This is a genomic window from Pseudomonas tolaasii NCPPB 2192 (assembly GCF_002813445.1).
Classification (GTDB): domain Bacteria; phylum Pseudomonadota; class Gammaproteobacteria; order Pseudomonadales; family Pseudomonadaceae; genus Aquipseudomonas; species Aquipseudomonas tolaasii.
Map to the genome: position 1 here is coordinate 5,561,646 of NZ_PHHD01000001.1, position 12,978 is coordinate 5,574,623.

At 59.0% G+C, this 12,978-nt stretch carries 8 protein-coding genes and 1 pseudogene; 5 read left to right on the forward strand and 4 right to left on the reverse strand.

The window, feature by feature from the left end:
• Positions 1-115 precede the first annotated feature (115 nt).
• Positions 116-2,263 carry a TonB-dependent siderophore receptor gene (locus ATI14_RS25370; RefSeq protein WP_016973450.1) on the forward strand — a complete coding sequence of 716 codons (2,148 nt, stop codon included), beginning with the start codon at positions 116-118 and terminating at the stop codon, positions 2,261-2,263.
• A gap of 3 nt (positions 2,264-2,266) precedes the next feature.
• Here ATI14_RS25370 and ATI14_RS25375 read toward each other — a convergent pair whose 3' ends face one another.
• The 4 genes from ATI14_RS25375 to ATI14_RS25390 all read right to left on the reverse strand — a co-directional run bounded on the left by ATI14_RS25375 (position 2,267) and on the right by ATI14_RS25390 (position 6,563).
• The gene (locus ATI14_RS25375; RefSeq protein ID WP_016973449.1) at positions 2,267-2,704 is read right to left on the reverse strand and encodes a carboxymuconolactone decarboxylase family protein; all 438 of its coding nucleotides are present in this window, start codon (positions 2,702-2,704) and stop codon (positions 2,267-2,269) included.
• Positions 2,705-2,802: 98 nt separating this feature from the next.
• On the reverse strand, positions 2,803-4,248 hold the full coding sequence (locus ATI14_RS25380; RefSeq protein WP_016973448.1) for a mechanosensitive ion channel domain-containing protein: 1,446 nt from the start codon (positions 4,246-4,248) through the stop codon (positions 2,803-2,805).
• Between the two features lie 166 nt (positions 4,249-4,414).
• On the reverse strand, positions 4,415-5,281 hold the full coding sequence (locus ATI14_RS25385; RefSeq protein ID WP_016973447.1) for a pirin family protein: 867 nt from the start codon (positions 5,279-5,281) through the stop codon (positions 4,415-4,417).
• Positions 5,282-5,357: 76 nt separating this feature from the next.
• Positions 5,358-6,563, reverse strand: a complete 1,206-nt coding sequence (locus ATI14_RS25390) for a multidrug effflux MFS transporter (protein ID WP_016973446.1) — start codon at positions 6,561-6,563, stop codon at positions 5,358-5,360.
• Positions 6,564-6,809: 246 nt separating this feature from the next.
• On the opposite strand from ATI14_RS25390, the pseudogene ATI14_RS31735 reads away from it, so the two are divergent.
• From ATI14_RS31735 to ATI14_RS25410, 4 genes and pseudogenes are all read left to right on the forward strand, one after another.
• Positions 6,810-7,052: pseudogene (locus ATI14_RS31735) on the forward strand (hypothetical protein); the annotation flags it as partial.
• A 218-nt stretch (positions 7,053-7,270) separates the two neighbouring features.
• Complete coding sequence (locus ATI14_RS25400) at positions 7,271-12,067, forward strand: RHS repeat-associated core domain-containing protein (RefSeq protein WP_100831552.1); 4,797 nt, start codon at positions 7,271-7,273, stop codon at positions 12,065-12,067.
• Positions 12,067-12,432 carry a hypothetical protein gene (locus ATI14_RS25405; protein WP_016974724.1) on the forward strand — a complete coding sequence of 122 codons (366 nt, stop codon included), beginning with the start codon at positions 12,067-12,069 and terminating at the stop codon, positions 12,430-12,432. The genes ATI14_RS25400 and ATI14_RS25405 overlap by 1 nt, the downstream gene beginning before the upstream one ends.
• A gap of 50 nt (positions 12,433-12,482) precedes the next feature.
• Positions 12,483-12,866 (forward strand): hypothetical protein, encoded by a 384-nt coding sequence (locus ATI14_RS25410; RefSeq protein WP_218166674.1) that lies wholly within the window; start codon positions 12,483-12,485, stop codon positions 12,864-12,866.
• Positions 12,867-12,978: the final 112 nt, after the last annotated feature.

Consider the following 12,978-nt stretch of genomic DNA (forward strand, 5'->3'; position numbering starts at 1 on the left):
CAGCTCCCACATTGGTTTTTTGGTGAGGCAGAACCACTCTTAATCGCTTGTAAAACCCGGCCGATATGCCTAGCTTATGCGCCCTCCCTGCCCCGCGCTTTAAGGCCTTGCCCCCATGGTTTTGCGTTTTCCCTCGTTCCCGCCTTCAAGTTTCGCCCTCGGCCTGCTGCTCAGCGGCGGTATCGGCACAGGCTTCGCAGCTGAAATAGAACTGCCGACGGTGAAGGTTCAGGGCCAGGACGAGTCCGGCTACCGTGCTGACACCGCCTCAGTGGCAGGTTTCAGCGAAGCACCTTTGCTAGACACACCCGCCTCGATCAGCGTGATCAACGCATCCCTGATCAAGGACCAGCAAGCCCGCCTGCTCAGCGAAGTGCTGCGCAACGACGCCTCGGTCGGCGACAGCTACGCGCCCATCGGCTATTACGAAAACTTTGTGGTACGCGGTTTCTCGCTGAATGCGGCCAGCAGCTACAAGATCAACGGGCGCACCATCACCGGCGAGCAGAACGTGGCACTGGAAAACAAACAACAAGTGGAAGTGCTTAAGGGCCTGGCCGGTTTGCAGAGCGGAATTTCCGAGCCCAGCGGCGTGATCAACTACGTGACCAAGCGCCCGGAGGATGTGCGTTCGGTGACGGTCTCCACCGATGATCGCGGCAGCGGCTATGTCGCCACCGACGTCGGCGGCTGGTTTGGCAGCGAGCAGCAGTTCGGCCTGCGCGCCAATGTGGCCCATGAAGACCTCAATTCCTACGTGGAACACGCCAACGGCCAGCGCGATTTCGTATCCCTGGCCTTCGACTGGAACATCAGCCCGGATGCGCTGTTGCAGCTGGACGCGGAATACCAGAACAAGCAGCAACGCTCGGTGCCGGGCTATCAGCTGTTGGGCGGCACCGAAGTGCCCCATGACGCATCGCCGAAAAAGCTGCTGGGGCATCAAAGCGGCTCCCATCAGGTGGGCATTGACTCGTTGAACCTGAACGGCAAGTTTGAGTACCGTTTCAGCGATCAGTGGAAAGGCAGCGTGAGTGCGGCACGCAGCAAGGTGGTGATTGATGATTACAGTTCGTTTGCGTGGGGCGGAGCCACTACCGGCCTCGGCAACTATTTCACGCCAGAGGGAAATTACGACATTTACGACTACCGCAGCCCCGATGACACCCGCCGTGACGATGAACTGCAGGCGTCCATGACCGGGCTGTTCGATACCGCTGGCATAGGCCACGAGCTGACCTTCGGCACCAGCGCGTTCCGCCGGGTGATCGACAAGCGCGAAGCAGTGAACGACCCGATTGGCAGTAGCAACATCAACGAAGACGCTCCTACTTTCAAACCCACCGATGAGCCATTGAACGCCAGCCACCGTAACCTTGACAGCCGTCAGTACGGGCTGTTTGTCACCGACCGCATCAGCTTCAACGAGCAATGGCAGACCATCATTGGCGGCCGCGAAGTGCGCCTGGATGAAAAAGCCTTCGACGAGGAGACTGGCGATCAAACACGCCACACCCAGCAATACGTATTCCTGCCCCAAGCGGCATTGATCTACAAACCGATAGAAAACCTGTCGTTGTACACCAGCTACAGCAAGGGCTTGTCGCTGGGCGGCACCGCGCCGTGGACGACACTCAACAGCGGTGACACCCTCGCCCCCACCACCTCACGCCAGCTCGAAGCCGGCGTTAAATACGACTGGCGCCGCATCAGCTTCGCCGCCGCCGTGTTCCAGACCCGCCAGGCGTACCAGTACGCCCAACCTATTGGCGACGACAAATTCAACTACGTACAACAAGGCGAACAGAAAAACACCGGCCTGGAACTGTCCGCCAACGGCTGGGCCACCGACCGTCTGCAAATTGCGACCAGCGTCGCAGCAATCCGCGCCCGCGTCACCGGCAGCGGCACCCCGGAATACGAAGGCCACCAGGCGATCAACGTGCCCAAACTGCGCGCCAGTGTTTACGCCGATTACGCCTTGCCGTGGGTGAACGGTTTGGCGGTGCTCGGTGGCGTGCAATACAGCGCGAAGAAGTACGCGAACCGTACCGGCAACGTGGAAGTCGGGGATTACGCGGTGGTCAACGTCGGCAGCCGCTACACCACAAAAATGGACGGCTATGAGACGGTGTTTCGCCTGAGCGTCGACAACCTGTTCGACAAGCGCTACTGGCGCGACGCGGGCGAATACCTGGGGGACGATTATCTGTTCCAGGGCGCGCCATTGACGGCGCGCCTGAGCGCAACGGTGAACTTCTAACGCTTACTTGGGCATCTTGCGAAAGCCGATCGCCAGGCGGTTCCAGCTGTTGATGGTGGTAATTGCCAGGCTCAGATCAACCTGCTCCTGGGCGCTGAACTCGGCCGCCAAGGCGTTGAAGTCTTCGTCCGGGGCGTGGGTCTGGCTGATCAGGGTCAGGCTTTCGGCCCAGGCCAGCGCGGCGCGTTCACGCGGGGTGAAGAAGGGCGTTTCACGCCAGGCCGACAGGGTGTAGAGGCGACGCTCGGTTTCACCGCCTTTGCGGGCGTCGGCGGTGTGCATGTCCAGGCAAAACGCGCAGCCGTTGATTTGCGAGACACGCAGGCGAATCAACTCGAGCAGCGGCAGCTCGATGGACAGTTTGCCGGACGCGGCTTCCAGGGCCAGCATGGCTTTCATGGCATCCGGGGAGGCGGTGTAGAAATCGGTACGGGTTTGCATGGCGGTACTCCGGAACGGTGGGGATTGGTGGCTAGATTAGCCACCGGTGGCGCCCGTAGAAATAGCCAATTGCGGGGAAGAACGGGTGACCAATCGGCTCACAACCCTCTGCTTCTCAACCACTGCATAAAGCCTTTTTTGACCGGCACTACCGGCGCGTCCTGAGTCATCGCCTGCGCGGCGTGTAACCGGAAATCCAGCAGGGCCTTCATGGCCTCGCTGATGTCGTGCCGCGCATCCAGGCACGGCTTCAAGTACTCCTTTTCAATCCGGTACAAGGTACAGAACGTCTTCGCGGTGAAGTCCGCCAGGGTCGCCTGATCGGACAGGATCCCCGCCTCGCCGATCACCTCCCCCGGCCCCATCCGCCCGGCCTCGAACGTGTGGCCGCCCTTGATCAGCATCACCGACACCACACCGGATTCGACGATAAACAAATGATCGCTGACCTCCCCCGCCGGCAAAATCATCTCACCGGCCCGGTAGGTGTGCAGGGTCATATTCTGGCTGAAGGTTTCTTTCTCCTCTTGGCGCAGCGTGGAGAAAATCGACGAGCGTTCCAGCAGCGCCCGCGCCCCCGACATCGCTGGCGCAGTGCTGTTTTCGGTGGCGGACAAAATGCCCACACCCGCCGCCTGCAAGTGCCGGAAAGCCAGGTCGTAGAGTTGATTGCGCACTTCGCGCTTGAGGCCCATGGCGGGCACGAACCCGCTGATTTCATACTCCACGCCACCGCTGGCGGACGTCTTGAACGCCACACTCGGCGCGGGCTTGGCCAGCAGAGGCCGGCAGCCCTGCATGGCGCGCTCCAGCGCTTCGATCACCACCTGCGGGCGCGCGTGGGGGCTGACTTGCAGGCTCACCGCCAGCCCGAACATATCGGCCGGGCGAGAGAAGTTGATGATCTTGGCCTTGGCCGCGAGCGAGTTGGGAATCACCGCCATGCTGCCCTGGGAGGTTTGCAGTCGCGTGGCGCGCCAGTCGATGTCGGTGACGCGGCCTTCGGTGCCGTCAATCGAGATCCAGTCATCGATCTGGTAAGGCTTGGTGGTGTTGAGCACGATCCCGGAAAACACATCGCTCAAGGTGCTTTGCAGCGCCAGGCCGACGATGATCGCCACCGCGCCCGAGGTAGCAAGTACGCCTTTGACCGGCAGGTCGAGCACATAGGCCATGGCGGCAATGATGGCAATCAGGAAAATCACCGCGCCGACGATATCCTGCAGCAGCCGCCCGGTGTGGCCGACGCGCTGCATCATCACCGTGCCGAGCAACACCGTCAGGGTGCGCGCGGCGAACAACCACCAGCCGATCTGCAAGGCAGTAGCGGCCAGGTGCAAAGCGGTGTTGTCGGCGTAGGGCGCGGCCTGCATGGGGTTCATGCCGTCGTTGAACAACACGGCACTGAAGATCGCAAAGATGACCAACCGCGCCGCAAGCTTCCAGTTGGCGAGGTCGGCGGAAATAAGGCGCCACACCGCAATGTCGATCAAAATCAGCGCCAGGGCGCAAAACATCGGGTGATCGGCGATAAATGAGGGCATCCAGGCGACTCCGTGGCGAATGCGCTGAAGATCGCATGAATTGATAAGGCTGGAAAACAAAATGTGGGAGCAGGCTTGCCTGCGATGCAGACACCTCGGTGCTTCAGTTACACCCAGGTGATGCTATCGCAGGCAAGCCAGCTCCCACAGGGTCACGGCTCAACGGTCAGGCCTGCATCTGACCGAATCGGCCCGAGTGGAAATCGGCGAATGCCTGATGGATTTCCTCCTCGGTATTCATCACAAACGGGCCATGGCCGACGATGGGCTCGTCGATCGGCTCGCCGCTGAGCAGCAGCACTTTGGCATCATCGCTGGCTTCCAGTGTCAGCCGGCTGCCATCACGCTCAAACAGCGCAAGCTGCCCCTGGCGCGCAACGTCCTCGCCATTGACCAGCACCGTGCCGCGCAGAATTACCAGCGCGGTATTGCGTCCGGCGTGCAGGTCGAGGGCGACCGTTTTACCGGCATTCAGGCGCAGGTCCCACACGTCAATGGGCGTGAAGGTCCGAGCTGGCCCCGTGCTACCGGCAAACTCACCGGCAATCAGGCGCAGTTGCCCGGCATCGTCCGCCAGCGGCAGTACCGGGATGTCACCGTCGACGATGGTCTGGTAACCGGCGTCAGCCATTTTGTTCCTGGCCGGCAGGTTGACCCACAGCTGCACCATCTCCAGCGCCCCGCCGCTGCGGGCGAAAGCTTCGGAGTGGAACTCTTCATGGATGATGCCTTTCGCGGCGGTCATCCATTGCACGTCGCCGGGGCCGATTTTGCCGCCGGCACCGGTGGAATCACGGTGCTCGACTTCGCCGTCGTAGACGATGGTCACGGTCTCAAAGCCGCGATGAGGGTGTTGGCCTACGCCACGGCGTTGTTCGGTCGGGGTGAAATCCGCCGGGCCGGCGTGGTCCAGCAACAGGAACGGGCTGATGTGTTTGCCCATCGTGTCGTAGGAAAACAGCGTACGCACCGGAAAGCCGTCGCCGACCCAGTGGGCGCGGGGGCTGGTGTAAATACCGATAAGCTTTTTCATGGTGTACCTCCAAAGTCCCTCCACCATAAGCCCACCTGCCTTTATGCACTAGCCGGTAAAAGCGGCCCGGATTGTTCTACGTATAGGACAATCCACTGACCTTGCGCTGACGCAACAGGTGAAACGCAAGAAAGGCCGTCACCGCAAAACCGGCTTCGATCACGATCATCGGCGTGGCGCTGCCGTCCCGCAGATGGCTCAACAAAAGACCACTGCAGGTGGCACCCAACATCTGCGAAAAGCCCATCAATCCCGCCGCCAAACCCGCGCGATGAGCGTTGGGCATCACCCCGCCCGTCACCGAACCGGGCAACACCAGGCCGCCGCCCAGCGTGACCAGCGCCACCGGAATATCCAGGCCGGCGACCGACAGCCCGAACAGCTCGTAAATCACCAGCGCCAAGAGCCCGCCCACGGCCACCATTGTCACGCCCATCGCCACAATACGTTGGGGGCCGAGGCGCATGATGTTGCGTCGTGTGTAGGTGGACCCGATGATCAGCATCGACACGATCAGGCCGAAATTGATGCCATATTCCAGGCTGCTGAAACCCAGCAGGTTGATAAATACGGCTGATGAACCGGCGATCACCGAGAACATCGCGCCGTAGGTACAGGCCAGCGCCACGGCGTACGCGCGGTATTGGCGATTTTTGAGCAAGTCCAGGTATTGCCCGCCGAGGGTGCGCCAGTGGCCGGCGTTGGGGTCCAGGTGGTGGTTGCTTTCCCGGAAGAACAACAGCGCGAGCAGCAACACCACACTGCCGATCATCAGAGCCAGGATGATCGGCGCATGCCAGCCGAAGAACCTGATCAACACCCCGCCGACCATCGGCGCCACCACAATGGCGTAGAGCATGCCGATCATGGTCAGCGCCAGGGCTGGCCCCGCTTCGGCCTTCCACACATCGCGTACCACGGTGCGGGCCAGCACCAATGCAGCACAAGCGCCCAGTCCTTGCAGCACGCGGGCTGCGATGAACTGCTGGATGTCGCTGACCAACAGCATCGCCAGCGTGGCCACGACGTACAGCGCCAGGCCGCCGATCAGTACCGGGCGCCTGCCGATGCGGTCGGACAGCGGCCCGAAGAACAGCTGCCCGAGGCCGAATGCAGCGACAAACGCCGACAACGCCATCAAGGCCGAACCCGCGGGCGCGGCCAGTGCCTGCTCGATGGCGCCAAGTCCCGGGATCATCAATTGGGTCGAGACTTCACCCAACGCCGTGAGGGCAACCAATAGAAACAACAAGCTGCGCGAAGGTGCCGGGGTATTTGCCATGGGGAATATCCGGGGGCTGGATTAATTTATATTTCGACCATAATATGGGTAAAAAATTATGTCCATAATTTTTTACCTGCTGGTCACCCCCTGGAGCCCATCATGAATGCGCGTTGCTGGCGACTTCTCACGCCGCTGATTCTTCTGACTGTATTGAGTGGCTGCCTCGAAACGCCCGCGCCCACTGCTGCGCAGGCCGTGAAAGCAGGCGCTTGCGACACCCACTTTGGCATCGTGCACCTGACCCGCGAGGGCGCGCGTGAAATCGTCGTCCAACTGCCGGAAAACCAGCGCAACCAGGCCTCACCGAGAGCCCTGGTCTTCCCTTTCGATGCGCCCGAACAAGCCGTCACCGCCACCCTGCGCGAACTGCCTGCCAGCGTCGACCCTTTCACGCATACCTACTCGGCACGTTACGTGTTGCACGGCGCCGTTGGCCGTTTCAACCCCGGCTCCACCCTCGCAGTACGTCTGCAAAGTAACCGCCAGAACCCGTAACCCGACGGGAGTACGCAAGCTGCTGAAACCTCCCACATAACAGCAGGACTAGCTCTACAGATATCGCCTGAAAACCACTGCAAAGTCCTTCGCCTGATCACACAGTGCGAGGGATTGCAGATGGTTTTTTTCGTTAAAGCCCTGATCGCCGGGGTTGCTTCTTGATCGCCGCGACCAGCCAAACCATTGGCTTGCTGGTATTGGCCGCCATGGATTCGAAGACCCGCGACGTCGAATCCGTCCTCAGCGATTTCAAACGCTGCCTCAACAGCTATGACACCTGGGCGGAAAGCTTTTTCAGCTTTTCGGCATTGGATATCGAGCAGGTGTTTAAGGTCGGCGATGAAGTGGCGCTGGTGGCGCCGATCAACCGTTCGATATTGCCCAGCAGCACCGTCGCCACCTGCAAGGCCAACGGTACGTTGACCCTGGTGCACATGTTTCAGAGTGCGCGGTTCGTGCCCATCGGCAATACCCCGGTGGTGCTGCAACGCATTGACCCTGCAGGCGGCCCCCTGGGCGAGCCCATCCATAAAACCATCGGCCCCAGCGGCATCCTTGAAGTCACCGAGTGTGATCGCAACCAGCAGTACCGGGTCAATTTCTATCCCGATGTTTCCAAAGCCCACTACAAGGCGCTGTACGCGTCCTATCAGTCGGTTATTGCGTCACTGGAAGGCTGGCTGCGCCGTGAATGGACCACCACTTTCGCGCCACTCTGGAAAAACTACTCCGAGGCGAACTTCCTCAAGCGTTACCTCGCGTTGCACGAAGCTTATGCCCGCGGGTTTGGCCAGGCGCTGAACTCGCTGTGGGACGACATCAAGCAACTCTATGAATGGATCACCCACCCGCTGGTCTACGCCGAGAAACTGCTGCATTACCTGTCTCAGGCCGAGTTTGAAAAGCTGCTGGCGCTGAGCACAGATGCCCTTGCAAAAGGCTTGCTGATACTTAGCGATGAGCCGCTGATGTTTATCCACTTGTCAGCCTTCGTCGGCTGGATGCGGCTGTTGCCACCCCCGTACATGAACGAATTGCTGGGTGAGATCAGCGGTGAGGTGCTGATCAACCTGCTGTTGGTCCGCGCCACCGGCGGGATGGGCCTGGTGACACGCATGAGCCCGAAGGTGCTGGGCGGCATCAAGTCTCGCCGGGCACGCGAGTGGCTGGAACGCATCGCCGGGCAGTTCGGCAAAGTTCGCGCGGAGACACATACCGAGTTGGCCAGGCCGATCTTGTTGGGTGGGCCGGTGGCTGACATCAAGGTGATCCCCGATGCGCCATTGAAGGCTGGCGATAAGGTGATTTCGAACGCCGCCCAGGCGGTTCGAAACAAGCGGGTTCAGCGCACGGCGCTGGTTCGGCAAGAGCACGTGGACGACGTGCCTGCCTCCGGCAAAAACCCCGCAGGCGACGCCGCTGCGCCGGCCGATAAAACCGTCACTAACGGCTGCCCGGTGTCGATGGTCACCGGCGAGGAATTGCTGACCCTGACCGATGGCACGCTGGACGGCATCTTGCCGTTTGAGTGGACGCGGTTGTACCGCACCAGTGCCGTGGACATCGATTGTGGCCTGGGGTTTGGCTGGAGCCATTCGCTGGCGCACCGGCTGGTGGTGGCCGGTGATTCGGTGGTGTGGACGGATCACGAAAACCGCATCACCGAGTTTCCGCTGCCCACGGTTTCCCGCCCTGCTATCACCAACAGCCTGGCTGAGGCGGCGATTTATCTGGGCTCGTCTCCCGATGAGCTGGTGCTGGCCCAGGACGCGCGGTTTTATCACTTTCGCGACGGCGCGCTGACGGCGATCAGCGATGCGTATGACAACCGCCTGCAGGTTTTACGGGGCTATTCGGGCCGGGTTGAGCGGCTGGACAACGGCATCGGGCGATCGCTGTTTCTGCGCTATAAACATGGCCGCATTGTGGCAGTGGAGTATCAGATTCAGCGCGCCGAGGGGCCGGGCGAGTTTGTCTGGAGGACAGAGCAAACCGTCGTTTCCTACGCCTATGACGACGCCGGACGACTGGTCTCAGCGACCAATGCTGCAGGCGAAAGCGAGGTTTACCGGTACGACGACCAGCACGTCATTCTTGAACGCCAACTGGCCGGTGGGGCGAGTTTCTTTTGGGCGTGGGAAAGGTCCGGCAAGGCGGCCCGATGTGTCCGGCATTGGGCCAGTTTTTCGCAGATGGACACGCGTTATGCCTGGGGTGATGACGGCCAGGTCACCGTCCACAACGCCGACGGCAGCACCGAAGTCTACGTGCATGACAGCCGTGCGCGGCTGGTGCAGCGCATCGATCCGGATGGCGCCGAGCATTTCAAATCCTACGACGACAAGGGCCGGCTGACGGTCGAGCAAGACCCGCTGGGCGCGGTGACGGCGTATCAATACGACGACGCCGGGCGTTTGGTGGCGTTGTTTCCCGGCGACGACGAGCCGACTTCCTACGAGCATGACAACGGTTTCGTACGGGTTGTGCGGCGTGGGGAGGCGGCGTGGAAGTACGAGCGTAATGATCAGGGCGATGTCACGCGCAAGATCGATCCTGATGGCAGCGTTACCGACTACAGCTACAACAAATACGGGCAGTTGACCGGCGTTTGGTACCCCGACCACAGCTGTCATCGGCTGGTGTGGAATGAGCATGGGCAGTTGGTTGAGGAACAGCTGCCCAATGGTGGGGTCAGACGGTATCGCTATGACGATTTGGGGCGGCAGGTTGGGCGGGAGGATGAATACGGCGCGCTGACGCAGTACCAGCTGGACAGTGTGGGTCGGTTGGTTCGTGTGGTTCTGCCGGGCGGCACGACGCGGGAATACAGCTACAACCCCTACGGAAAAATCACCGCTGAACGCGATGAGCTGGGGCACGTCACCCGCTACGAATACGGCGACGGCCTGCACCTGATCAGTCGTCGTATTAATTCCGACGGCACCCAGGTCAAGTATCGCTACGACAACACTCGGTTGCTGCTGACCGAGATTGAAAACGAAGTCGGCGAAACCTATCGCCTGAATTACCACCCCAACGGCCTGATCCAGCAGGAAACCGGCTTTGATGGCCAACGCACCGCGTACGTCTACGACCTCAACGGCAACCTGCAGGAAAAAACCGAACACGGCGACGATGGCAGTCAGCTGGTTACCCGCTACACGCGAGACCACGCCGGCCGCCTTGTCAGAAAAACCCTCCCCGATGGCAAAACCGTCGATTACACCTACGACCGCCAAGGCAACCTCCTCGGCGTCAACGACGGCCACTGGGCGCTGGCCTACGAGTACGACAGTCAAAATCGCCTCACCGCCGAACACCAGGGCTGGGGCACGCTGCGCTATGGCTACGACGCCTGCGGCCAACTGAAAAACCTGCGCCTGCCGGACAACAACCGGCTCACCTTCCACCACGGAAAAGGCGGCGACCTCAGCACCGTCGACCTGAACGGCACTCCACTCACCTCCCACCTGTTCAAGGCAGGCCGCGAGCGTCAGCGCCAGCAAGGCCAGCTCATCAGCCATTACGGCTACGACGAACAAAACCGCCTGTACGCCCACGCCGTCACTCAGCAACGGCATGATGTTTATGAGCGCCACTATCACTACGACAAAACCGGCAACCTCAGCCGCATCCTCGACACCCGCAAGGGCGAACGTCGTTACCAATACGACCCCCTCGCCCGCCTGACCCGCGTCGATCACACACAAGACGGACAGGAACGCTTCGGCCACGACCCGGCGGGCAACCTGCTGATGCAGGACCGCCCCGGCCCGGACATCGTGGCGGGTAATCGGCTGGCGATACAGGGGGATCATCATTACGACTATGACGCGTTCGGCAATCTGATCCGCGAACGGCGTGGCAAAGACCACAAACTCGTCACCGAATACCGCTACGACTGCCAACACCGGCTGATCGGCATCACCCGACCAGACGGCCAAACCGCCAGTTACAGATACGACCCGTTCGGCCGACGCATCAGCAAAACCGTCGACGGCAAAACCACCGAGTTTTTCTGGCAAGGCGACAAACTCATCGCCGAACACCACGCCGATCGCCACCGCAGCTATATCTACGAACCCGGCAGCTTCCGCCCGCTGGCCCTGCTCGACGGCTTCGGCCCAAAAGCCACCCAGCCTTTCTATTACCAGCTAGACCACCTCGGCACCCCACAGGAACTCACCGCCCCCAACGGCGAAATCGTCTGGTCCGCCCACTACAAGGCCTACGGCAAAATCAGCCGGTTGGACGCAAGCAAAATCGACAACCCGCTGCGCTTCCAGGGCCAATACTTCGACCCCGAAAGCGGCCTGCACTACAACCGCCATCGCTACTACAATCCGGATCTGGGTCGTTACCTGACACCGGATCCGGTGAAGCTGGCGGGTGGGATCAATGCGTACCAGTACGCGCCCAATCCTACGGGGTGGGTGGATCCGCTGGGGTTGAATTCGTGTCCGGGCGAGAATGGATGCAAGCCAGACAGTACACTCCGAGAACCAACGGCAGGGATCAATCAAGGGGAACCCGCTTTACCGCAACTGACTCGTGCGCAGAGACAGGTACGTATCAATGAGCTTGGCGAAGCAAATGCTCATAGGCGCTTAACAGAACTGGAGGCATCAATCCCTGGGGCGCACTTTCTTGAAAAACATGGAGCACAAACGTCACTGGAATCTCAATTGGAGCGGGTACAAACAGCAAAAAACCCCACCACTCGAGAGATAGAAAGATACATAACAGGCCCACACGCAGGAGAGCCTAGAACACCTAGTGCTGCCACCCATTTCCTAAGCCATAGAGATCAGTTGAATGCGATCTACCGTGCACAGCTCATATTCAAGCAGATAAATCTTTCGGCATCAAAACGGCCTATGAACATGGGCAAAACAATTGGCGAGGGGTACAAAAAAGATGGCTACGAATACGAAAAAACAAAAAAAGCCAGAGTTATCCTGAATCAGGACGGACAACCTATCACAGCCTATGGAGACTTCTAATGAAACTTAAACCATGCTTATCAATCACTCAAGGCCTTCTATTCACTTACTGCATAGAAAACTCGCACAGCCCGGAAAGGGAGAAATTGATAGCTTCGAAAAATATAAATCGAGAAAGCGACCTTAAAGAGCTATTTGAAAAATTAACAAAACCAGAATTCATGAAGTATAAGCATGATGAAAGACAATGGCACATCGACACACTGCAGCATTTTTTAGCAGCAGGAGACAGCTTTGACTCTGTATTTCACCTCTTTGACACGTATTTTAAAGATGAAATCCTAGACCAAAGGGAATTCATGAAAATCTTACTTAGCTGCTTATTAACTTACGATGCTGAAGCTACCATAAACGAATCAACATAGATTTTACCCACGGAATGAGCATCATCTCCGACCTCAAAAAAAGGAAAATCATGAGTATTGTTAAAAGCCACAGTGCCGAAATACCCGACACAGCTCTAAAACAGCGATCTATCGATGGCACCCACCCTATTACAAGAGAAAAAGGCGCGATAAAACCAAGCGCTCAATTCAAAAACTACAGGGTACAACTTAAAGTCTTTGAAGAAGCCACTTCGAGAGAATTACGCAAACTGGCGCTTTTTACGGGAGAGGATGAATATGGAAACCCTATTGTCGAGATGGAAATACAAGGGTGCGGAAGGGGCTACACACCCAACAAAAAACTTCTCGAGCACCCCATTCTCAACGAAAACATGAACAGAGCCGTTGTAAAATTCGATCGCGAGACAAAAAAACCTTACACCGCATTCCCTGTGAGTAACCGTAAATGTTGAAACACCCATTTCTTAACATACCGTACCTTCCAAAGTTACAATATTTTCTGGGCGGATTCGATATTTATGGCCGCGAGGACTCTCTGGGGGCCGCCATCGCGACTTATGACAT